This is a genomic window from Nocardia sp. NPDC049190 (assembly GCF_040648115.1).
Lineage (GTDB): Bacteria > Actinomycetota > Actinomycetes > Mycobacteriales > Mycobacteriaceae > Nocardia.
The window spans coordinates 96,313-118,393 of the sequence record NZ_JBEZDE010000013.1 but is presented as its reverse complement, the minus strand read 5'-3'; the positions used below and the strand labels follow the sequence as shown (position 1 = coordinate 118,393).

Below are 22,081 nucleotides of genomic sequence, written 5' to 3'. Positions count from 1 at the left end.
TGAGCAGGATTCCCCGAACGCCTTCGCCGAAGTCGAGCGGAGGCAGGGTCATACGGCATCGCCGAGTGCGGGTACTCGGGGCGCCGGCCGGTCGGTAGGCTTCGGCGCATGGGTCGTGCGCCAGGAACCACACCCGGGCGCTTCGGATCGGAGGCCGGGTCGACGGGATCGGCGCCGCGGTCGGCCCGTAGTGCGGAAGGCGTCAGCCGCCTGCCCGAGACCGCGGCGGTGCTCGCGGTGCGCAGGGCGGTGCGCGATTGGCTGACCCGGTTCGGACCGGACGATCCCGACCCGCCCGTGGTCGCGGTGGCGCTGTCGGGCGGGGCCGATTCGTTGGCACTCACGGCTGCGGCCGTCGTCGAGGCCGCCGCGGTCGACGCGCTGGTGGTCGATCACCGATTGCAGCCGGCTTCCGCCGCGGTCGCCGCCGAAGCCGCGGCGCGGGCACTGGCTCTGGGGTGTCGGTCAGCACGAGTGCTCGCGGTCGACGTCGGCACCGACGGAGGCGTGGAGGCGGCCGCGCGCCGGGCCCGATACGCCGCACTGGACGCGGCGCGCGACGGACTGCCGGTGCTGCTCGGGCACACCCTCGACGACCAGGCCGAAACGGTCTTGCTCGGGCTGGCCCGCGGGTCGGGTGGCCGCTCGATCCATGGGATGGCGCCGTTCACCGAGCCGTGGGGCAGGCCGTTGCTCGGGGTGCGCAGGGCGACGACCGGGCAGCTGTGTGCCGACCTCGGCCTGGCGCCACATGCGGACCCGCACAACATTGCGCCGGAGTTCACCAGGGTGCGGTTGCGCACCGAGGTATTGCCGCTGCTGGAGGAGGTCCTCGGTGGTGGCGTGGCCCCGGCGTTGGCTCGCACGGCCGAACAGTTGCGCGAGGATTCGATCGTGTTGGACACGCTCGCCGACGAACTGCTGCGCGGCGCGACCGATGGCAGCATGCTCGTCGTCGAGACCCTCGCCACTGCCCCCGCGGCTCTGCGGAAACGGGCAATTCGGACATGGCTCTTGTCGGGTGGCGCGAAAGCGCTGACCAACAAGCACTTACAGGCGGTCGACGCGTTGATTACCGGATGGCGCGGTCAGGGCGGCGTCGCGGTCGGCGGCGGAAGGCCGGGCAGCAGGTTGGTCGCCGGGCGGGAACGTGGCAGGCTGACACTGCGGCTGGGTAATGACTGTCATCGGACCGATGACACATCCTGAGCCGGCCCACCGGGCTCACCACCCAGGAAGGAATTCAGCTGACGTGTACGGGGACGACATCGCGTCGGTGCTGATCACCGAGGACCAGATCGCCACGAAGACCCAGGAGCTGGCCGAACTCATCGCCAAGCGCTATCCCGCCGATGCGCCCGAGGGCGACCTACTGCTGGTCGGTGTGCTCAAGGGCGCGATTTTCTTCATGACCGATCTGGCCAAAGCCCTGCCCATTCCGACCCAGTTGGAGTTCATGGCGGTCTCCTCTTATGGCTCGTCCACCTCATCCTCCGGTGTCGTGCGCATCATGAAGGACTTGGACCGGGACATCGCGGGCCGCAATGTTCTGATCGTCGAGGACATCATCGACTCCGGGCTCACCCTGTCCTGGCTCAAGCGCAACCTGTCGACCCGCAACCCGGCGTCGCTCGAGGTGGTAACCCTGCTGCGCAAGCCGGACGCGCTGCGCACGCCGGTGGACGTCGCGCACGTCGGTTTCGACATCCCGAACGAATTCGTCGTCGGCTACGGCCTCGACTACGCGGAGCGGTACCGCGACTTGCCCTACATCGGGACCCTCGACCCCAAGGTGTACGGCGGCGCCTGAGCCTGGTCGGGCAGTATGCCGAAAATCGTTGCGGGCGAACCCGAACCGCCGCGGTAGAGCGGTCCGCCCACCAGGATCCACGCGCCGGCGCCGGGCAGCGCGGCCAAGCCGGCCAGGCACTCCAGGCTGATTCGGTGGTCGTGGTAGAGCAGTTTCGATACCGCGTACGTGTCGTCACTGCCCAGGTCCGGACCGAACGTGTCGATGCCGAGTGCGCCGCGCCGGCCGAGCCTGCCGGTGCGCAGCAACCACTGCACCGTGTCCACCGCGAAACCCGGCTGACGGCCCGCGGATTCGCCCGTGCCGACGAAATCCGCGGTGCCCCACTTGGCGTCCCAGCCGGTCCAGGCGATCACCGCGGCGCCGTCCGGGATTCGGCCGTGCCGGTTCTCCCACTGCCGTAGGTCGGCGACCGTGATCGCGTAGTCGCGATCGTCCGCGCACTGCTGCCGAACGTCGATCTTCACCGCGGGCAGCAGTAGGTCATCCAGATCCAGCTCGTCTGCGGCGAGCCCGTCGGAATGGAAGTGAATCGGTGCTCCCCAATGTGTCCCGGTGTGCTCGCCCTGCTGGAGGTAGCGCAGCTGGTAGCCATCGTTCGCGATCGTGGCGACGAGGTCGGTTCGGAATGTCGGGTCGCCCGGGTACAGCGGCGTGGTGGCCGGATCGTGTACATGCGACAGGCTCACCAGCCGCCCGAGCGGGCGCGGCGATGTCATCGCTTCCGCTGTGGAATCGCCCTGGCGAGTGCGAGCAGATCGGCCTCTAACAGCCGGAACATTCGGTAGGAGAGCACGAAGGCCAGAATGCCACCCACGCTGAGTATGCGTACCGGAACGATCACCAACTCCAGATCGGCGGCGTTCACGAACGTCGCGCTCGCCACGCCGAGCAGCGGAACCGAGGCCGCGACACCGAGATAGAAGTTTCCCCGCCTGGCCAGGGCACGCAGCTGACGCTCGTCGTCGAGGCCGATGCCGCCGCGCACCAGTAGCTGTGGATATACCGACCGCACCGAGTACACCATGATCGGGAAGAACGGATAGGCGAGCGCGATCGCCGCGCACACCACCTGCGCGGCGAAGAAATGCAGGAACGTCCCGGACGGGAGGTCCACGCCGGAAGACGCCAGTCCCAGCGGCCAGATGATGCCCGCGACCAGCCAGAAGCCGAATGGCACCCATACCGCCCAGTCACCCATCAGCAGGGTGTCGCGGCGCGCCCTGGCCAGCGTGCGCGCGGAGAACTCGTGGCCGCGGTTCAGCCGGTAACCGACGGTGAGGGGCCGTCGGGTGAGGAACAGCAGCAGCAGCGCGGCCACCGGAAACGCGATCAGATTGTTGATCAGGCCGACCGCGGCGAACTTGTGCTGGTCGGCGGTCGACATCCGATCGATGATCAAGGCCTGGTTCAACTGGATGTTATAGAAGCTCGCGAGCACGTTCGGCACACCGATACACAGCGTGGCGAACGGGAGCAGCCAGCCGCGGGCCCGGTAGGCGAGACTGCGCGGCGAGGGATCGACCAGGCCCCGCGCGCGCGGATCGAGACAGAGGTCGAGTTGCGCCGCTAGTTCGGCGCCATTGCGCCAGCGCTGTTTCGGGTCGATACGCAGGCATTCTCGCAGCACCCGGAGCAGCGCGGCCGGTGTGTCCTCGGGCAGATGCGACAGCGCCGCCGAGACGCCGCGGCGGCGCACCGCGAGCGCGCCGGCGAATGCCTCGACGGCGGCGCCGTGCTCGGCGGAAGGAGGATCGTCGAACGGTCCGGCACCGGTCAGCATTTCCCAGAGCAGCACCCCGAGCGAGTAGATGTCGCTGCTGGCGCCGGGCGTGGGCGCGGCGGGATCGAGCAGCTGTGCCAACTGCTCCGGTGAGTGGTAGCGCAGCGAATCCGCTTCTACGGCGGTATGTTTCGGAGTGGCCGTTAGCGCACCCGCTTCATGGATGGCGAAATCCGCCAGTTTGGGTATGCCCTCGGCGGTGAACAGGACGTTCGTCGGCTTGATGTCGTGATGCAGCACGCCGTGGTGCTCGGCGTAGTCCAGCGCGTCGGCGAGTCGCCTGCCCACCCAGGCCACTGTTTCGGGCCAACTCAACCGCGCGATCTCGGCACGCACACTCGAATCCGAGGGGCGGATTTCGCCCCTGGCTTCCATGGCGGCGTCCACCGCGCGCAGCAGCAGCGCACCACCATCGGTGACCGGTCCACGGCGACGCTGTTCGAGTACGCCGGAGGCGGTGCCCCCGGGCAGATACTGCATGTAGATCAAGCGGGGGAGTCGGGCGCCCACAGTGGGTACAGCCGAGATATCCGTGTGCCGCCGGGGTGTCTGCGCAATGGTCCGTTCGTCGGCGAGGCTGCCGGTGGCGGTCGCGGATCGGTTGCCAAACGGGGTCTGGATGGTGGCGGCGGGATCGTGTGGTGTCGCAATTTCGGTGTCGGAGTCGTCGGGTGCCCGCGCGATGGTGGCGGCGAGGTCGGGTGGTGTGGCGATTGTGGTGTCGGAGTTGTCTGGTGTCCGCGCGATGGTGGTGTCTGTGTTTTCGTGCATGGTCGGCGCGCCGCGGTGGCCGGTCGAACTCGAAACGGCGGGGGACTGCGTGTCATCGGCATGGAACACCAACTGGTCGAAAACCCGGACGATGTGTGGGTGGTCCAACTGCGCCATAGTGCGTGGCGCACCGGCGCGTCCCGCTGAAAACCGTACGGCGACAAGTCGTTGCATGGAACGTTGCCTGGCCAGGAAGACGCGGCCGAGTACGCCGCTGCCCAGGTCGGTGAGCAGATCGAAGTCATCGAGACGTTGCCCTGGCGCCAGGTCGGCCACCGCGGCGACGGCTTCGCTCGACTCCGCGGTCCCGATGTCCTCGGCTTCCGCGTCGGTGAATTCGGTGAGGCGCGCCCGGATCTCATCGGCCAACTCCGGATACTCGCAGAGGAACTCCGCCATCGGCAGCGGCGCGTTCCTGCGGCGTGCCAGGAATTCCTCGCACACCAGATCCACGAACTCGGGGCTGTGCTCCACCTCGGGAAATTCCTTGCGGTACTCGACGACTCGCTTGCCGAGCCCCTCCCGTTCCCAGCGCTGCCGCAGGTCGACCCGCAGCAGATCGGTGAGTACGGCCAAGCGCACCTGCGTCCCGTCGGGCACATAGTCCGTGATCTGTGGCGGGCGCCGGTCGTCCCGGATGCTGTGCTGCCAATCGGCGGCGAACCGCGCGACGGCGTCGGTGTGCGAAGTGGTCACGTATCGGTCTCCGCAGCGTTCGCTTCCGCCCGCGTCGACCGACCCGTGGACGCGCCCGATCCGGTAGCCGCCGGCGCGACCACCCGCTCCAGTGCGCGCAGATCGGCCTCCAGCGCGCGGAACAGGAGATAGGAGCCCACGAACGCGATTATCCCGCCGGCGCACAGCAGCCGCACCGCGAAGATCACCGACGGAATGTCGGTGGGAGGCAGGAATGTCACGCCGGCCACAGCCAGGAGCGGCACCGAGGCGGCGACGGCCAGATATCCGTTGGCACGCCGGTCCAACCCCCGCAGCCACACCGCGTCCTCGGGACTGATATCCCCGTGCCGAAGGAACAGCGGATAGATGCACCGCACCATGTAGAAGTTCAACAGGAAGAACGGATACGCGACAGCGATCGCACCGCACACCACCAGCGAGGCGAGGAAGTGCACCACGGCCGGTGTCGAGATGTCTCCGGTGGATATCTGTAGCGCGATCGGGAAGACGATGCCCGCCAGTACCCACAGTGAGAACGCCACGGCGACAGAACGATCGCCGAGTAATAGCGCGTCGCGTCTGGCTCGCCGCAGGGTGTTCGGGTCGTATCGTCGCCCCTTGCGCAGACCTCGCGGCACCGTGATGACGTATCTGGACATGTACAGCACGATCGCGATACCGGCCGGGAAGAAGATCGAGTTCACCAGACTGGTGATGATGAGGAAAGTGTGCTGGGCATCTTCGGCCATCCGGCTGATGATCAGGGTCTCGTTGTGCTTGATGTTGTACAGCGAGGCAAGCACATTCGGAAGCGCCACCGACAGCAGCGCCACCAGCACGAAGTGCGGCCGCAGTCGCCGCCGCCAGCTGTTCGGCGCCGGATCGACCAGCTCCCGCGCGCGCGCGTCCTGGCACATCTCCAGCTGCCTGGCCAGGGTCGCGCCGCTGGACCAGCGCTCGGTCCGTTCCGGTGCGAGGCAGGTCAGCAGGACGCGGCGCAGCGCGGCCGGGCAGTCGGGGGGAACGCGTTCCAGTGCCGCGGCCTCGACGCCGGAGGTTCGGCGCTCCAGCATGGCTTCCAGGGTGGTGTCGTCGCTGTGGTCGCCCGCGCCCGCAGTGCTGTCGTCGAACGGCTTGGCACCGGTGAGCAACTCCCACAGCACCACGCCGAGTGAGTAGATATCGGCGCGAGTGTCCAAGTCGGCGGCGCCGCGATCGAAGCCGGGGTGGCAGGCCTCCAGTTGCTCCGGCGACATGTAGGCCAGCGAGCCGCCGAAGTAGGCGACCGGGCTGGTGCCCGCCACGTTGCGGCTGAAACTGATGTTGAAATCGGCCAGTTTCGGCACCGCCTCGGCGGTGAGCAGCACATTGGCCGGCTTCACGTCACGGTGCAGCACGCCGTGCGAGGAGGCGTAGTCGAGTGCCTCGGCCAGTCTGCGCCCCAGCCAGGCGACCGTCTCCGGCCAGCTCAGCGCGGCGATCTCGGCGCGCACGCTGGAGTCGGTCGGCCGAATCTCGCCTTTCTCCTCCATAGCCGCGTCGACGGCGTCCAGCAGCAGCCTGCCACTGCGTTCGGCGGGCGGGGTGGCGCGCACCCAGCGCAGCACGCCCAGCAGCGTTCCGCCGGGCAGGAACTGCATGTAGAGCAGCCGCAACCGGTGCGCGGTGCCCGCAGCGTCCTCGAGCAGCCGCTGGTCGAACACTCGCACGATGTAGTCGTGGTCGAGTTGGGCCAGGGTCTGTGGCTCGGTGCCCCGGTCGGCGGAGACTTTCACCGCGACCAGCCGCTGCAGCGAGCGCTGCCGCGCCAGGAAGACTCGGGCGAATGCGCCGCTGCCCAAACCGGTGAGCAGGTCGAAATCATCTATCCGCTGGCCGATTTCGATCCGATCGAGCACGTTGTAACCACCTGGCTCTGTTCCGATCGTAGTGGGGACGACGGTGGCTGCCTCCGTGCGATCCGCGGTCGTTCTGGTCACCTCAGAACTACGAACTGCCTGGGTGGTTTGGTTCAATTCGGTAGGCGCGGGGGTGGTTCGGGTGCGTGCGAGAGCGGTCCGCGTGGAATCGTCCTGCACCGCACGACGGGTGCTCTGATCCAGGTCGTCGGCGTTCAACAAGTCGCCCAGTTCCACCGCCTGATGCGGATATTCCCGCAGGCATTCGCGCGGATCCACGCGTTCTCCGCTGTGGCGGCGGATGACGAACTCCTCGTACACCAGGCCCGCGGGGATATCAGCGGGGGAGAGTTCGGAAAATTCGGCGCAGTAATCGGCCAGGCGTTTGCGTATGGCCGGTTCGGGAGTAGTGCCCTCGACCGCCGCGGCCGGGCGCAGCCAGCGATGCCGCAAGTCGATGCGGATCAGCTCGAGCAGGGCATCTCTGCGCAAGGTTGCCGCGTCCGGCAGGTACTCGGCGATCTCCGGCGGGTGCCGCGTGGATTCCCAGGCCGCGGAGAAGGCTTTCACCGCGCTGAATTCACTCCGCGACATGTCGTCGCGATAACCGGCACCGGTAGGGCGACCCGTGTCGGAATCGGAACTTCTCTCAGTGTTGGCACTCATTATCAGGCCTAGTGGTTCGGCGGACGCCGCAGAATCCGCACCGGTCGGTCGGTCGATGTGTCGGAGAAATTCCGCCACACCCCTCGCCATCATCCCCCGCGCAGTATTCGAAATGATAACTTGCGGCTCAACAGCGGATCACCCGATTTCGACAACGAAGCGACGGGGGACGACGAGCACATGTACGAGGATGCCGCAATGGCGGCGAACGGCTCGATCTCGACGAAAACCGCCGTGCCACCGACAGTAGTCCGGAACGCGAAGGCCGCCGATGCGGTGGCCGCGACCGCGGACACGGACTCGACCGGTACCGACGATCTGCCCGATCGCCACAGGGAAACCGAAGCGGACCCATCGCGCGGCCCGGCCACGGCCATCGCGACCGGTGTTCGGGACGGCTCGCTCATCGCCACCCGGGTGGTGGCGGAGGCGGTGGCACGGATCTCGGCGGTGAATCGGAAGGCGAAAGTCTTCAGCGTCGTCCGTGCCGAACAGGCGGTGGCCGAGGCTACCGCGCTCGAGCGCGGCGCCGACCTAGATGTGCTGCCGTTGGCCGGTGTGCCGGTCGCGATCGAGTCTGGGATTCCGATCGAGGGAGCGGGTGATCCTGCGGCCGCCGCGGACCATTCGCTGGTACGCAGACTGCGCGCGGCGGGCGCAGTGGTCGTCGGGCTCGCCGCGGTCACCGAACTCGGCTTGTGGGGCACAACCGGCGCGGATCGTCGTATCCGCAACCCGTGGAACACCGCGCGCGGCGCGGGCGGCGCATCCGGCGCGGCGGTCGCGGCCGGGTTGGTTCCAGTGGCGCACGGTTGTGACGGGCTCGGCTCGGTCCGCGGCGCGGCGGCCTGCTGCGGGGTATTCGGAATCAAGCCTGGGCGCCACACCGTGCCCGCCGAGTTCGGCTCCGATGCCTGGTCGGGCATGGCGGAAAACGGTGTGCTCGCAACGACGGTCGGTGACGCGGCGCTCGCGTTGTCGGTGCTGGCGGCGCGTCCGGATCTAGCCGAGGTGGATCCACCGAGCCGACTACGGATCGGACTGGCAGTGGATCCACCGTCTCGTTTTTTCCGTGTCGACCGGCACTGGACCGCGGCGGCCCGCACGGCGGCGGCGGTCGCCGCGGCGGCGGGACACCTCGTCGAACCAGCCGTGCTGCCCTACGGCAACGCTCTGCTCTCGGTCTATCTACGGAGGCTGAACGCCGCCGCGCTAGCCGAGGCTGAGCACCGGAGGCATACCCGCCGTTGTCCGGGTCTCGGCCGGTTCGTGCAGCGGCTGGGCTTGGTGCGCCCGGCCCAGATCGATCGGGTGGAAGCGCGGTTGCTGGAATTCTTCGACCACTACGACGTGGTGATCACACCTACGCTCGCCGCCGCGCCGCCCACTGTGCGGGCCTGGTTCCCCGGCGGCTGGCTGGCCTGTGTGCGATTTTCCCCGTTCACCCCGCTGTGGAATCTGGTCGGCTGGCCGGCCGTTTCCGTACCGATGGGCATGCATCCCGTCGTCGGGACGCCCGTGGCCGCGCAGCTCGCCGGCCCGCCGGGCAGTGAATCCACCCTGCTGCGGTTGTCCGCGCAACTGGAGACCGCACACCCGTGGCAGCGCACCGCGCCCTGATCCGGATCGTCCGGACCGAATATCGAATACCGACCGCGGTGTGGTCAGACGCTGACTGCGGGCTGCGGGGTGGCGAATCCCCCCGCGACGGCGCGTCCGGCGAATTCGAGGATGGTCGGCCGGTTGTCATCGGCCCGCCACGCCACGGCGAGCTCGCACGGTGCGAGCCCGGACAACGGTCGTGCGGTCAGGCCCGGCCAGCGGTACATCGGCACATTGTTCTCGGCGAGCAGACAGACACCCAAGCCGAGGCTCACCGCTTCCAGCTTGTCCTCGGGCGTCGCTGCCTCGGCGCCGATCTTCGGCGGGCGGCCGCCCCGTCCGTCGTTGCCGAGCCAGAAGTCGCGTACGGCGCCGGCTTCGGGGGGCAGCGCGATGAACGGCTCGTCGCGCAGATCGGTGAACTCGATGGTCTCCGAGCCGGCTAGCGGGTGGTTCTCCGGGAGCAGCACCCAGCGTGGCTCGGTCCGCAGCACCTGCCACCGGTAGCGGTTCTGGTCCGGCAGCGGAAGCCAGACCAGAGCAAGGTCGGCTTGGCGGCCCGCGAGCCCGCTGGACGGGTCGGTCCAGGACGCCGCGTGCAGAGCGAGGCGGTGTCCGCTCGCGCTTTCCAGGTCGTTCAGCAGGCCGCGGCCGAGTGCGGACTGGATTCCGACTCGCAGCACCTCGCCGGCTTCCTGTAACGAGACGTTCGTGACCTCCCACAGCTCCAGGATCTTGCGGGCGCCTTCGAGCAATTCCTTGCCCGCGACGGTCAGCGCGACGCTGCGCTGGTTGCGGTCGAACAGGACCACGTCGAGCTGACGCTCCAACTGGCGGATCTGACGCGACAGGGTGGGTTGTGCGATGTGCAGCCGCTGAGCGGCGTTGGTGAAGTGCAGTTCCTCAGCGACGGCGACGAAATACCGCAGGTCGCGCAAATGCGGGTCCATAGCCCCTTGCTATCAGAATCAGTCCATAATTTCCAGCCTTATCAGGCCGAAAAGTTCGGATACGGGCACCGAAACGGTCGACGGGTTTGTTAATGACAGCATATTGCGTGCCGTGGTGTTGCGCACTGCCGAGTGGCGAATGTGTGGCACATAACGAACATTCCGAAGGTTTCGGATGATCCGGGGCTTGACCAGCGGATAGGGAACTCGACCTGCCGGGTCGGACGGTGATTATGCGCACCTCGACGGTTGCGGAGTCGGCTGCGAATCGGCGCCGACCGCCTAGGCCAAGTGTCCTAACTCACTGGTGATTTTCGACACAAATAGGTTTAGGACGCTCGCGTGATGTGTCGGTGGCCGCACCGCCGCGGTCGAGACAATCCTGACCGCGGCGGCTGACCCAACAATCACCCGCGGCGAGCCCGCTCCTCGTACGCTTTGCGCTTTTCGGCATCGACGTCGTCGAGAAACACGTGCCCGGAGCCGAGTGCTCGGCCGACGCGATCTCCGACCGCCTCCGGCAGGAGACCGACAACCCGGGATATGAAGCCGGCCAGCGCGGTAACCCTGACCTTCGATTTCGGCGAGATGATCAACTTGACGACAGCCGCGGCGACCTCCTCCGGCTCCGCCGCGCGCAGCAGGGCGGGCGCGGTGACGCCCGAGCCGAGTTCGGTGTTGGTCAGCGTGGGCAGCACCGAAGAGAAGTGCACGCCGGTACCTCGGTACTCCTCGCGCAGGGTGTCGGTGAACCCCAGCACCGCGTGTTTGCTGGCGTTGTAGGTGGCCAAGCCAGGGACATGCGTCTCACCCGCGAGCGAGGCGATGTTGATGATGTGCCCGCTCCCGCGCGGCAGCATCCGGCTCAGGCCCAACTTGGAGCCGAGGATCACGCCGAAGATATTGATGTCCAGGATGCGGCGGGTCAGTTGGTCCGGCTCGTCAACCAGCTTGCCGGTCGGCATGATGCCCGCGTTGTTGATCAGCACATCGACCGGGCCGAGGGTGCGCTCCACCTCGTCGAGAAAATTTCCGAACGAGCTCGGATCGGCCACGTCGAGCTTGCCGCAGAACTCGAACCCGCGCGCAGTGCCCGACTCCTTGGCCGTGGCCTCATCGATGTCACCGATGGCGATCCGCGCGCCAAGGGCTTGCAGCGCGGTCGCGGTGGCCAGCCCGATACCGCGGGCGCCACCGGTGATGACCACGACCTTGCCGCGAATCCTCGTCGATTCGGTCATTTGTTCCCCCCCTCGAGATTGCCCCCCTCGAGCTTCGAGATGGCGCGAAGGTCGATGCGGCGCAGGCCACGCGCGCCCGCCGCACGCATGGCGCCGAGTGCGAACAGCAGCTTCGGCATCGAGTACGGGTACCAGAACAGTTCTTTCCGCTGAGTCGGCAGCATCGGTGTGGTAATCGCCTGCTGACGGCAGTACTTGCGAACGCCGTTCGCTCCGCCCCAGCGCGCGCCGACGCCGGAAAGGCCCCAGCCACCCATCGGCAGCGCGAAGCTGAACAGGTTGGCGAAGACATCGTTGATATTGACCGCGCCCGTGTTCAGCTGTCTGGCGATCCGTTCGCCGCGCTTCTTGTCGCCGGTCCACACCGAGGCCGACAATCCGTAACTCGAGTCATTGGCCAGCCGTATCGCTTCGGCCTCGTCGGCCACCTTCATCACCGGGATCGTTGGCCCGAAGGTCTCCTCGGTGACGCATGACATGGTGTGGTCGACATCGACCAGCACGGTCGGTTCGAACGCGGTGCCGAAACCGGCTCGCTTGCCACCGGTCAGCACCTTCGCGCCCGCCGCGACGGCTTCGTCGACGTGGCGCTGCACGATGGCGACCTGGTTCTCGTTGGCCAACGCGCCGAGTTCGTACTGCGACTCGCGGCCATCGAGGCCTTGGCGCAGCGCCTCGACGTCGGCCGTCAGCTTGGCGACGAAGTCGTCGTATACCGGTGCTTCGACGTACACCCGCTCCACCGAGATGCAGACCTGGCCGGAGTTGAACATGCCGCCGAACGCGATGCCGTGCGCGGCGCGATCGAGGTCCGCGTCGGCGAGCACGATGGCCGGGTCCTTGCCGCCGAGTTCGAGGCTGTAGGGGACCATCCGCGCCACGCAGGCGGCGGCGATTGTGCGACCGGTCGCGGTGGAACCGGTGAACTGGATGTAATCGGCAGTGCCGACAACGGCGGCTCCGGTGGCACCGGCGCCGGTGACCACGGCGAAGACCGGCGGAGCGCCGATTTCGGCCCAGCCTTTCGCCAATTCGAGCGCGGACAACGGAGTCACCTCGGACGGTTTGAGGATGACCGCCGCGCCCGCCGCAAGCGCCGGGAATGCGTCCATCACCGGCATGGCCAGCGGAAAGTTCCATGGAGTGATGACGCCGACCACCGGATAGGGTCGGTAGACGGTGGTCAGCTTCTTGACTCTGGCCAGGGGGCTGTGTGGCGACGGGTGGTCGTCGGCCAGAAACTTGGCGGCGCGGCGCGCGTAGTAACCGATCACGTCGGCCGCGAAGCCCGGGTCGATCAAGGCATCGACGCGCGGCTTCGCGGTCTCCGACTGCAGCACGGTGGCGAGACGGTCGGTGTTGTCGATCAGCCAGTCTTGAAATTTCAGCAGCCACGCCTTGCGGCCGTCGGGGCCGATGGCCTCCCATTCCGGCTGGTACAGCCGCAGTTCGCGGACCCTGGCCGCGACCGCGTCCGCGGTTTCGTCCGCTACCGTGCCGACGATTTCGCCGGTGCCGGGATTGCGCACCTCGATGACGGCAGGGCCGTCCTTCTTCGCGGTCGTCTCGCGCGCCGGTTCCGCTGTGGTGGCGTCGGCCGCTGGTTCGGTGTTGGTCACTGCTGTTCTCCCACTGACGTTGTGCCGTGCACTGCTGTGAATCAGATCACTGAACTATGATGGTGACACAATCGAATAAGACTTTCTTGGCCGAAATGGTCAAGGACCATGTACAAATTTGTGCTCAAAGTACAAGCAGTGCCGACTGCGAGCCGAAGACGGCAGTGTCCGACTGCGAGCCGAAGGAGCCGAGGATGACCGCCCCGCAGTCGTCAGGCGCCGCGTCGCGATTCGGTTCAGCGTCGGGCGCCGACAAGGCCGGTCCGGACAGCGGTGACGTGCAGGACTGGCTGGCCGACTTCGTCTCCGAGACGATGCGCACCGAAACGCTCGAACAGATCGTCACCCGGCTGGACGACGCGATCGTCGCGCGCATCCCCGAACTCACCGACCGCGATATGCGTCGCGACCTCGCGGCCAGTACGCGGGCGCACGCCAGGATCGTGCTCAGCGGCCTGGCCAGTGACGCCTTCGGTTTCGTGCTGCCGGAGGAGGCGCACACGTTCGCCCGCAGCGTGGCCCGGCGGGGATTCGAGCTGCGGCTGTTGCTGCGCGTCTATCACGTCGGGATGGCGGCGGTGCTCGATTACATGACCGAGGTGGTCGAGCAGCGACAGGCGCCACATGAGATCGAGCGCGTTGTGTTGCTTCGATTGTTCGAGCGGGCAACGACATGGATCAATACGTCGGTCGAATTGCTCACCGACACCTACATGCAGGAGCGTGAGGGAGTTCTCCGTGCCGCGCTCAATCGTCGTGCCGAAACCGTCCGCGCACTACTCGCGGGCGACGACGTGGATATCGAGCAGGCATCGGTGCGGCTGGGATACCGCCTGTCCAAGCAGCATCTCGCCTTTGTGCTGTGGACCGACGAGCCGACCGGGGCCGACACCGAGGCGACCGGTCTGTTGGACCGGGTCGCGGCGAAGCTGGCGACGGCGCTCGGCAGCGGGCACGTGCTCACGGTTCCGTCGGGCGCCAGCGGTATGTGGGCATGGGCGGGGCTGGACGACGGTGTCCGCGCCGCCGAACTCGCGGCGCCCGCAGACCTGCAGCGGCTGGCGTCCGTCCAGGTGGACGCGCCGGTGCGGGTCGCGTTCGGGGTGCCCGCCGCGGGGATCGCCGGATTCCGGCGCAGCCATCGTGAAGCGGTCGCCGCGCGGCAGGTCGCCGAGCGTGGTCCCGCGCGCGGGCGTCGGGTCACCGTGTACCGCCAGGTGGAGATCGCCTACCTGGTCGGCGCGGATGACCTGGCCATGAGTGGGTTGATCGAGCGCGAGTTGGGTGCGCTGGCGGGCCGGGACGCCGCCGCCGCGCGACTGCGCGAGACGCTGCACGCCTATCTGCGTAGCCACCGCAGCCCGGAGGCCACGGCGAAGTTGCTGGGCGTGCACAAGAATACGGTCCGCTATCGGATTCAGCGGATCGAGGAAGTGCTGGGATATCCGATCGAAGAGCGTGGTCTTCCGCTCGAGGTCGCGCTCGCCTGCGTCGCTGTCTACGGCGCCGATGCGCTGCCCTGAACGGCGCGGTTCGCTACCCTCCGGCAGCAGCGTCGCGCGCGGCGATGCGGCGTAGCGGCGGTTCGGTGGTCGGGGCGACCCTGCGGTCGGGCAGTTCCGCGAGCAAGGTCGTCGTCGCCGCCGCGATGGCCGCGACGGCCTTGTCGACGGCCGGTTTGGTGGTCGAGCTCAGGCCTGACACGCCACCGACCTTGCGCACGTACTGCAGTGCGGCGGCATAGATTTCCTGATCGGTTGCGGCAGGTTCCAGGCCACGCAAGACGGTGATATTTCTACACATGGGAGAACACTAGCTCCCGAGCGCGACATGCGTCAGGGCGAGAAACCGCCGATGTGACATACCGTTCGGCCGGTCCCGCGCGGCAGACGGACACGCGGTCGTGTCGGTCAATACCTGGCCCGCTCCACGGTCGATGGGGAACAATCGGGGTATGCCTTCGCGTGGTGTACCCACCTTGACGACATTTCCGTACGCGGAACTGGACGAGCGGGAGGAGGACCACTGGTCCGGCGCCGCGGTCTCCGACGACGAGTTGCGGGCGCTGGCCCTCGGCGCGTTCTACTCGTCGCGCTGGGATGCTTTCCACGACGCACTGCTCCTCGGGCCGGAACGCGAGCATCCGCTGGGTGACCGTCGCGAACTCGCTATCGATACGCTCACCGGCGCATGGGGCATCACCGACGGAACCGAGGCGCGGGCCTCGATGGAACAGTTGCTGGAGGGCATGCACGCCCCGCTGTACGCGTTGGTTCATCCGCTGGTGACGGCATCGATCAATGCGAACGAGCGCGACCGCTTCGGCGAACGGGCCGACCGGCACCGCGCGTTCCTGCGCCAGGTCGGCGCGTTTCGCGGGATGGACAATCCCGAAGCGCTGGTCCGCGACTACGACATCTGGTCGCAGGCGATCAAGATCGGCTTCACCGATCATCTCGCCAGGCCGCTGCCCAGCGACATCCACGCCTGGGACCTGGCCAGGGTGGTCGCGGTGGCCAGGATGGCCTACACCGCCGGTTATCTCGAAGCCGACCTGGCATGGGATTATCTGGCGCGCGCGTTGCCGCTGGCGCAGAGCAAATACCGCAACTGGCGCCAATTCGGCGACGCCTACCTGACCGGCTGGACCTATTGGCAGGCCTGCGAGGACCTGGCCGAGCTGAAGAACGGCGGCGTCGACCGCCGCAAGGAGTTGCTTCGGCTGTGGCTGCGCCCGACCAGCCCGTGGCGCCGGGTCACGCTGAACTCAGCTCCCGTCGGGGAGTGAGCGCAGGATGCCGCGGCCGTAGCGCTGGAACTGCGCGTCGTCGACCATCCCGAGCGAGTGCCGCTCGACGAGCAACTCCCACTCCGAATACAGTTGGGCCACACCGGGGTCCGCGGGACCCGCGGCGCCGTCGGCGGAATCGCGGCGCATCGCGAAGTTCAGCGCACAGGTGACCCGTTCGGTGTCGGCGCGGTCGGTGCCCGTGAAACGAAGTGTTCGATTGCCGTCGTGCACGTCGATGCCGGCTGTACCGCGTGGCGCGCCGATCTCTCCGGGCCCGACAGCGGGGGTGTCGGTGGTGCGCGCCCACATGACCGCCGGAATGGGTAGCTCGTGCGCGTAGCGCTCGTCGTTGCCGACGGAGATGAACAGCAATCGTTCCGTGGTCGCGGCGAGCAGGCCGGAGCCGGTGCCGGCGGGCGGGTGCGCGATCGCGACGGCGGTCTCCAGCACGTACTCGTCCGGTGTCACATACCGATGCAGTGCGGCGATCGCCGATTTGGCGTCGCGGCGTGGCGTCATCCTGCGAGTCGCCCGGTCCACGTCCGCGCGCGTCGGGCCGATCCTGCGCCACGAAGGGGTGGGTGGGCGCAGGTCAGGGGCCGCCACGTCGATGCGCTGGGTGGCCAGGATCTGGGAGTTGATCCGGTCGACGATCTCGGCGGCCGCGGGGAAGTCGTGCTCGGCGATCAGGACCGGAAGCGCCGTGCGGTCCGCCGGAACGCCGGTGAGTACCGGAGTCGGGTATCGCAGGTAGATCTCGATGACGACAGCGTCGTCCGCACGCCGGTTCAGCCGGACTTTGAGGAGGTCCGAGACCGGCACATCGAGTACGCGCTCGCCCTCGGACCCCGGGCGCAGAACGATCAACCTGCCGCGACCGTGCCGCACTATCGCTGTGGGTGTCCGTAACTCGACTATGTCCATACCCCCTGCGCTCTTGTCTGATATGCGGCGCTGCCAGGGCTGTACGTGGCTACGCGAGCTACCGCTGTCCTGCCCGTCGCCCGCCGCGCCGCTCGGTCTGATAAGCGGTATTTCCGGTGCCGTTTGTGGTTACGCAAGCTGTCGCCTCCGTGCCCGTCGTCCGCCCGCTCGGTCTGCTGAGCGGTGCTCCCGGGGCTCTTCGTGGTTACGCAAGCTACCGCCTCCGTGCCCGTCGCTCGCCCCGCTCGGTCTGCTGAGCGGGGCTCCCGGGGCCCTACGTGGTTACGCAAGCTACCGCCTCCGTGCCCGTCGCTCGCCCCGCTCGGTCTGCTGAGCGGTGCTCCCGGGGCCCTACGTGGTTACGCAAGCTACCGCCTCCGTGCCCGTCGCTCGCCCCGCGATGTTGTGTCGTCGCTCACGATAGGCCGAACATGCCATGATTGTTGCCACTTGGAGTAAGCCGGACGGGAGACATCGGGAACCACCGTCGGTCCCCGGCCGTTTACCTTTTTAACTGCACCTGCAGCCGAACTGCGCGATGTATCGATTAGACGGTACGCGGTAACGTGACATGTCCGCATCCGAACCCCTCGCGGAACCGGACGCGCCAGACGCATCGCTCGGCAAGAACCGGAGACACCGGAAAGGACTGGCCGCCCCGGCCGACGCTCTATGAACCGCAAGACTGTCTTTCGCACCCTGGCCATAGTGTCGGGCATTTTGCTCGTCATCTATGCGTTCAGCTACTTCGGCAACGACACGCGCGGCTGGAAGAGCGTCGATACATCGGTTGCTCTCAGCCAGCTGAACGACAAGAGCAATGTGCAGAACGTCCAGATCGATGACCGTGAGCAGCAGCTCCGCGTCGAGCTGAAGAATGGCAACGACGCTACCGGCGGCCAGGCCAAGATCATCGCGAAGTATCCGGGCGGCAGTGAAACCTCCGCGCAGATCTTCGACGCCGTGCGCAATTCCGGCGCCAGCTACAACACCGTGGTCAAACAGGAGAGCTGGTTTACCCAGATCCTGTTGTTCGTGCTGCCGATGGTGATCTTGCTCGGCTTGTTCATCTTTGTGATGGCGCGCATGCAGGGCGGCGGCCGCGGCGGCATGATGGGCTTCGGCAAGTCGAAGGCGAAGCAGTTGTCCAAGGACATGCCCAAAACCACGTTCGCCGATGTGGCGGGCGCGGACGAGGCGGTCGAAGAGCTGTACGAGATCAAAGACTTCCTGCAGAACCCGGTTCGGTATCAGGCCCTCGGCGCCAAGATTCCCAAGGGTGTTCTGCTGTATGGACCGCCGGGTACCGGTAAGACCCTGCTGGCCCGCGCGGTGGCCGGTGAGGCGGGTGTGCCGTTCTTCACCATTTCCGGTTCGGACTTCGTGGAGATGTTCGTCGGTGTCGGCGCCTCCCGCGTGCGCGACCTTTTCGAGCAGGCCAAGCAGAACAGCCCGTGCATCATTTTCGTCGACGAGATCGACGCGGTCGGCCGACAGCGCGGAGCCGGCCTCGGTGGCGGCCACGACGAGCGCGAGCAGACGCTCAACCAGTTGCTTGTCGAGATGGACGGCTTCGGCGACCGCACCGGAATCATCCTGATCGCCGCGACCAACCGGCCCGACATCCTCGATCCCGCGCTGCTGCGTCCCGGCCGGTTCGACCGGCAGATCCCGGTCGGCAACCCCGACCTGGCGGGTCGGCGCGCCATCCTCCGGGTGCACTCGCAGGGCAAGCCCATCTCGCCGGACGCCGACCTGGAAGGTCTGGCCAAGCGGACCGTCGGGATGTCCGGCGCCGACCTGGCCAACGTGATCAACGAGGCTGCCCTGCTCACCGCCCGCGAGCACGGCGCGGTGATCACCGGCGAGCAGCTCGAGGAATCGGTGGACCGCGTGATCGGCGGCCCGCGCCGCAAGAGCAGGATCATCAGCGAGCACGAGAAGAAGATCACCGCTTACCACGAGGGCGGTCACACCCTGGCCGCCTGGGCGATGCCGGACATCGAGCCGGTGTACAAGGTCACCATCCTGGCGCGCGGTCGCACCGGCGGCCACGCGATGACAGTGCCAGAGGATGACAAAGGCCTGATGACCCGATCGGAGATGATCGCCCGGTTGGTCATGGCGATGGGTGGACGCGCGGCCGAGGAGCTGGTGTTCCACGAGCCGACCACGGGCGCCTCGTCCGACATCGACCAGGCCACCAAGATCGCCCGCGCGATGGTCACCGAGTACGGCATGAGTGCCCGCCTGGGCGCGGTTCGCTATGGCCAGGAACAAGGCGATCCGTTCCTCGGCCGCTCGATGGGTATGGGTTCGGAATATTCGCACGAGGTCGCGGGCGCGATCGATGAGGAGGTGCGCAACCTGATCGAGGCCGCGCACACCGAGGCGTGGGCGATTCTCAACGAGTACCGCGACGTCCTCGATGTGTTGGCTACCGCGCTCCTGGAGCGAGAGACGTTGCATCGCAAGGATCTCGAGCAGATTCTCGACTCGGTGGACAAGCGCCCACGGATTACCGCGTTCAACGACTTCGGTGATCGCGTCCCCTCGGACAAGCCGCCGGTGAAGACCCCGGGCGAGCTGGCCGCCGAGCGCGGCGAACCGTGGCCGGCGGAGCCGGTCGCGCCGCCGTTGGCCGCCGCCGCCAAGCGTGAGCCGCACGTCGGCAATGGCTACCCGCATGAGAGTGGTTACGACGCGCCACCGCAGTACGGCCGCCCGACCCCGCCCCCGGGCGGATACCCGCCGCCGCCGGTGCCTGCCCCGGCTTACCCGCGTCAGGGCACGCATGGCTCGCGGCCGGACTACGGTGCGCCCGCGGGCTGGTCCGCCCCCGGCTGGCCGCCACGGGACGAGCCGCCGCAGGGCCAGTCCGGCGGCTGGGGCGAGGCCCAGCCGCCGCAGCAGGGATACCAGCAGTGGGGCCCGCACGGCGGACCCGAGGGCGGCTATGAGCATGGTGGGTACGGCGACCGTCCGGGCTATGACGAGCCGGGGCGCACGAACCCGAACGGCGAGGCCGAGAACGAATGGGATGGACCGAACGGTCGGCACTGACCAGTCACGATTAGGCTCGACCTTCGGGGTGCCGAGTAATTGTCGGCACCCGAGATTTTGGAGGTGTCCTCGATTGTCGGCCAACAATCACGGCGGTGGCCACACCCTCGCCGAGTCGGATGGCGCCGGACGTAACGGTGTCGATATCGGTGCGACCGAGTCAGCGCCCGTCGCTTTGGCAACCGGTCGGTCGTTCGACCAGGCCAGGGCCGAGGCCGCCGTGCGGGAATTGCTGATCGCCATCGGTGAGAACCCCGACCGGCCTGGTTTGCTCGAGACGCCCGCTCGAGTCGCACGCGCCTACCGGGAGACGTTCGCCGGGCTCTACGTCGAGCCGGACTCGGTGCTCAACACCACCTTCGACGAGGGACATCAGGAACTCGTCCTCGTCCGCGACATTCCGCTGTACTCCACCTGCGAGCATCATCTGGTGTCGTTCCATGGTGTCGCGCATGTCGGCTATATCCCTGGCGAGCACGGCCGGGTCACCGGATTGTCGAAGCTGGCCAGGCTGGTCGACCTGTACGCCAAGCGTCCACAGGTGCAGGAGCGTCTGACCAGTCAGATCGCTGACTCGGTGATGCGCAAACTGGATCCGCGCGGTGCGATCGTCGTTATCGAGGCCGAGCATCTGTGCATGGCGATGCGGGGCATCCGCAAGCCCGGCGCCAGCACCACGACGTCGGCCGTACGCGGGCTGCTCCAGTCCAACCCCGCTTCGCGTGCCGAGGCGCTCGATCTCATTCTGCGGAAGTGACAGGGCCGGCGGTGTCGGGACCGGCGAGGGAAGACGCCGCCGCCATGGGCCGGCGCACGACCCGAACGGAAGCCGGGCGACCGGAAACGGCGCCTGCGGCCCGGTTGACCGGACCGGGACGGATCAGCGCGCGTGGCGGCCGCTCCTGCATAGTGATGGGTGTGGTCAATGTCACCAGCGATTCGTTCTCTGATGGCGGCAGGTACCTCGACCCGGACCTGGCGATCGCGCACGGTGTGGAGCTGTACAAGGCGGGGGCGGACATCATCGATGTCGGCGGCGAGTCGACCAGGCCCGGCGCTGTACGAATCGATTCGGCGACCGAGATCGCGCGAGTGACACCGGTCATTCGCGGACTGGTCGAGGCAGGCGTGCCGGCCAGTGTGGACACCATGCGCGCAGCGGTGGCCGAAGCGGCGATCGCTGTCGGTGTCGACGTGGTGAACGACGTCTCCGGTGGCCGCGCCGACCCCGACATGGTGAAGGTGGTCACTTCTGCGGACGTGCCGTGGATCCTCATGCATTGGCGTGCCGGCGCTGATTATCGGCACACCGGCCCGGCCGACCATTACCACGATGTCGTTGCCGAGGTGCTCGCCGAGCTGACCGCTCAGGTGGACTCGGCCGTCGCGGCAGGGGTCGACCCGGCCCGACTGATCCTCGACCCCGGGCTGGGCTTCGCGAAGAACGCCGACCACAACTGGGCCCTGCTCGGCGCGCTGCCCGAACTCGTCGCGCACGGGTTGCCGATCCTGATCGGCGCCTCACGCAAGCGTTTTCTCGGCGCGCTGCTCGCCGACGACGCGGGGCCGCGCCCGCCGGACGGACGTGAAACGGCCACGGCGACCGTCTCGGCGCTGGCCGCTCTGCACGGCGCCTGGGGGGTGCGCGTGCACGACGTGCGCGCTTCGCTCGATGCCATCGCCGTCACCGCCGCATGGCAGAACGCCGCGGGGCAGAACGCCGCGAGGCAGAACACCGCGGGGCAGAACGCCGCCCGGCGTCGAGTCCCCGGGTACGACACGATCCGACCGAGTGCGCAAGGAGCTCGCCGATGAGCCAGTCCCCGGTCCATGCCGAAAACGGTGCGCCAGTACAGGATTCGCCGATCCGGCGTGGCGCCGACCGGATCGAGTTGCGCGGTCTTCGTGCGTACGGGCACCACGGGGTGTTCGATCACGAGCGGCGCGATGGCCAGGAGTTTTTGGTAGACGTGACTGTGTGGGTGGATTTCGCGGACGCTGTGGCTTCGGACGATCTGGTGTCGACGGTGGACTACGGCGCGCTGGCAGAGCGCGCGGTGCGGATCATCCAAGGGCCGCCACGCAACCTGATCGAGACGGTGTCCGCGGAGATCGCCGACGACGTGATGACCGATCCGCGGATCAGATCGGTGGAGGTGGTGTTGCACAAGCCGTCCGCGCCGATTCCGCACACTTTCGCCGACGTCCGGGTGGTCACCTCGCGCCACCGCGGGGGGCCCGCGCAATGAGCGATCGACACCCCTGCGTGGCGTTCCTGATCGTGC

The 22,081-nt window shown here is 67.6% G+C and carries 17 protein-coding genes; 9 read left to right on the top strand and 8 right to left on the bottom strand.

What is annotated here, in order from left to right:
• Positions 1 to 108 precede the first annotated feature (108 nt).
• Together tilS and hpt are read left to right on the top strand one after the other, a co-directional pair.
• Positions 109 to 1,209 (top strand): tRNA lysidine(34) synthetase TilS, encoded by a 1,101-nt coding sequence (gene tilS / locus AB0B25_RS14355; RefSeq protein ID WP_357178468.1) that lies wholly within the window; start codon positions 109 to 111, stop codon positions 1,207 to 1,209.
• Between the two features lie 43 nt (positions 1,210 to 1,252).
• Positions 1,253 to 1,810, top strand: a complete 558-nt coding sequence (gene hpt / locus AB0B25_RS14350; RefSeq protein ID WP_357070244.1) for a hypoxanthine phosphoribosyltransferase — start codon at positions 1,253 to 1,255, stop codon at positions 1,808 to 1,810.
• Here hpt and AB0B25_RS14345 read toward each other — a convergent pair.
• Genes AB0B25_RS14345 through AB0B25_RS14335 form a run of 3 tightly spaced genes read right to left on the bottom strand, consistent with a single transcriptional unit; the run spans position 1,768 to position 7,534 of the window.
• Complete coding sequence (locus AB0B25_RS14345; RefSeq protein WP_357178466.1) at positions 1,768 to 2,529, bottom strand: cyclase family protein; 762 nt, start codon at positions 2,527 to 2,529, stop codon at positions 1,768 to 1,770. The two genes, hpt and AB0B25_RS14345, sit on opposite strands and share 43 nt — an antisense overlap.
• Complete coding sequence (locus AB0B25_RS14340; protein ID WP_357178463.1) at positions 2,526 to 5,060, bottom strand: protein kinase; 2,535 nt, start codon at positions 5,058 to 5,060, stop codon at positions 2,526 to 2,528. Before AB0B25_RS14340 ends, AB0B25_RS14345 begins: the two co-directional genes overlap by 4 nt.
• Positions 5,057 to 7,534, bottom strand: a complete 2,478-nt coding sequence (locus tag AB0B25_RS14335; protein ID WP_357178461.1) for a serine/threonine-protein kinase — start codon at positions 7,532 to 7,534, stop codon at positions 5,057 to 5,059. The genes AB0B25_RS14340 and AB0B25_RS14335 overlap by 4 nt, the downstream gene beginning before the upstream one ends.
• Positions 7,535 to 7,726: 192 nt before the next feature.
• Between AB0B25_RS14335 and AB0B25_RS14330 the strand changes: the two genes are divergently transcribed.
• Positions 7,727 to 9,226, top strand: coding sequence for an amidase family protein (locus tag AB0B25_RS14330; protein WP_357178458.1), 1,500 nt, complete (start codon positions 7,727 to 7,729; stop codon positions 9,224 to 9,226).
• Positions 9,227 to 9,270: 44 nt separating this feature from the next.
• On the opposite strand, the gene AB0B25_RS14325 is transcribed toward AB0B25_RS14330, so the two are convergent.
• The 3 genes from AB0B25_RS14325 to AB0B25_RS14315 form a co-directional block, all read right to left on the bottom strand.
• Entirely contained in the window at positions 9,271 to 10,158 is an 888-nt protein-coding gene (locus tag AB0B25_RS14325; RefSeq protein WP_357178455.1) for a LysR substrate-binding domain-containing protein, read from the bottom strand.
• A gap of 407 nt (positions 10,159 to 10,565) precedes the next feature.
• Complete coding sequence (locus AB0B25_RS14320) at positions 10,566 to 11,399, bottom strand: SDR family oxidoreductase (protein ID WP_357178453.1); 834 nt, start codon at positions 11,397 to 11,399, stop codon at positions 10,566 to 10,568.
• The gene (locus AB0B25_RS14315) at positions 11,396 to 13,018 is read right to left on the bottom strand and encodes an aldehyde dehydrogenase family protein (protein WP_357178450.1); all 1,623 of its coding nucleotides are present in this window, start codon (positions 13,016 to 13,018) and stop codon (positions 11,396 to 11,398) included. Before AB0B25_RS14315 ends, AB0B25_RS14320 begins: the two co-directional genes overlap by 4 nt.
• Before the next feature lie 194 nt (positions 13,019 to 13,212).
• Between AB0B25_RS14315 and AB0B25_RS14310 the strand changes: the two genes are divergently transcribed.
• Positions 13,213 to 14,541: a helix-turn-helix domain-containing protein gene (locus tag AB0B25_RS14310; RefSeq protein ID WP_357178447.1), complete on the top strand. Its 1,329-nt coding sequence runs from the start codon at positions 13,213 to 13,215 to the stop codon at positions 14,539 to 14,541.
• Positions 14,542 to 14,554: 13 nt separating this feature from the next.
• Here AB0B25_RS14310 and AB0B25_RS14305 read toward each other — a convergent pair whose 3' ends face one another.
• A complete protein-coding gene (locus AB0B25_RS14305) occupies positions 14,555 to 14,821 on the bottom strand; it encodes a DUF2277 domain-containing protein (protein ID WP_357070259.1) in 267 nt (88 codons plus the stop codon).
• 151 nt (positions 14,822 to 14,972) lie between these two features.
• Between AB0B25_RS14305 and AB0B25_RS14300 the strand changes: the two genes are divergently transcribed.
• A complete protein-coding gene (locus tag AB0B25_RS14300; protein ID WP_357070261.1) occupies positions 14,973 to 15,806 on the top strand; it encodes a DUF1266 domain-containing protein in 834 nt (277 codons plus the stop codon).
• Here the strand turns inward: AB0B25_RS14300 and AB0B25_RS14295 are convergent.
• The gene (locus AB0B25_RS14295; protein WP_357178444.1) at positions 15,786 to 16,733 is read right to left on the bottom strand and encodes a hypothetical protein; all 948 of its coding nucleotides are present in this window, start codon (positions 16,731 to 16,733) and stop codon (positions 15,786 to 15,788) included. The two genes, AB0B25_RS14300 and AB0B25_RS14295, sit on opposite strands and share 21 nt — an antisense overlap.
• Before the next feature lie 672 nt (positions 16,734 to 17,405).
• On the opposite strand from AB0B25_RS14295, the gene ftsH reads away from it, so the two are divergent.
• The 4 genes from ftsH to folB all read left to right on the top strand — a co-directional run bounded on the left by ftsH (position 17,406) and on the right by folB (position 22,045).
• The gene (gene ftsH, locus AB0B25_RS14290) at positions 17,406 to 19,796 is read left to right on the top strand and encodes an ATP-dependent zinc metalloprotease FtsH (RefSeq protein ID WP_357178442.1); all 2,391 of its coding nucleotides are present in this window, start codon (positions 17,406 to 17,408) and stop codon (positions 19,794 to 19,796) included.
• Between the two features lie 145 nt (positions 19,797 to 19,941).
• Complete coding sequence (gene folE / locus AB0B25_RS14285; protein WP_357178614.1) at positions 19,942 to 20,553, top strand: GTP cyclohydrolase I FolE; 612 nt, start codon at positions 19,942 to 19,944, stop codon at positions 20,551 to 20,553.
• A 155-nt stretch (positions 20,554 to 20,708) separates the two neighbouring features.
• Positions 20,709 to 21,611, top strand: coding sequence for a dihydropteroate synthase (gene folP / locus AB0B25_RS14280; RefSeq protein WP_357178611.1), 903 nt, complete (start codon positions 20,709 to 20,711; stop codon positions 21,609 to 21,611).
• Positions 21,608 to 22,045, top strand: coding sequence for a dihydroneopterin aldolase (folB, locus tag AB0B25_RS14275; protein ID WP_357178440.1), 438 nt, complete (start codon positions 21,608 to 21,610; stop codon positions 22,043 to 22,045). Before folP ends, folB begins: the two co-directional genes overlap by 4 nt.
• Positions 22,046 to 22,081 lie beyond the last annotated feature (36 nt).

Coding starts and splice junctions, on each gene's coding strand:
- tilS (WP_357178468.1), top strand. CDS start 109: ATGGGTCGTGCGCCAGGAACCACACCCGGGCGCTTCGGATCGGAGGCC.
- AB0B25_RS14345 (WP_357178466.1), bottom strand. CDS start 2,529: ATGACATCGCCGCGCCCGCTCGGGCGGCTGGTGAGCCTGTCGCATGTA.
- AB0B25_RS14335 (WP_357178461.1), bottom strand. CDS start 7,534: ATGTCGCGGAGTGAATTCAGCGCGGTGAAAGCCTTCTCCGCGGCCTGG.
- AB0B25_RS14325 (WP_357178455.1), bottom strand. CDS start 10,158: ATGGACCCGCATTTGCGCGACCTGCGGTATTTCGTCGCCGTCGCTGAG.
- AB0B25_RS14320 (WP_357178453.1), bottom strand. CDS start 11,399: ATGACCGAATCGACGAGGATTCGCGGCAAGGTCGTGGTCATCACCGGT.
- AB0B25_RS14310 (WP_357178447.1), top strand. CDS start 13,213: ATGACCGCCCCGCAGTCGTCAGGCGCCGCGTCGCGATTCGGTTCAGCG.
- AB0B25_RS14305 (WP_357070259.1), bottom strand. CDS start 14,821: ATGTGTAGAAATATCACCGTCTTGCGTGGCCTGGAACCTGCCGCAACC.
- AB0B25_RS14300 (WP_357070261.1), top strand. CDS start 14,973: ATGCCTTCGCGTGGTGTACCCACCTTGACGACATTTCCGTACGCGGAA.
- AB0B25_RS14295 (WP_357178444.1), bottom strand. CDS start 16,733: ATGGACATAGTCGAGTTACGGACACCCACAGCGATAGTGCGGCACGGT.
- ftsH (WP_357178442.1), top strand. CDS start 17,406: ATGAACCGCAAGACTGTCTTTCGCACCCTGGCCATAGTGTCGGGCATT.
- folP (WP_357178611.1), top strand. CDS start 20,709: ATGGGTGTGGTCAATGTCACCAGCGATTCGTTCTCTGATGGCGGCAGG.
- folB (WP_357178440.1), top strand. CDS start 21,608: ATGAGCCAGTCCCCGGTCCATGCCGAAAACGGTGCGCCAGTACAGGAT.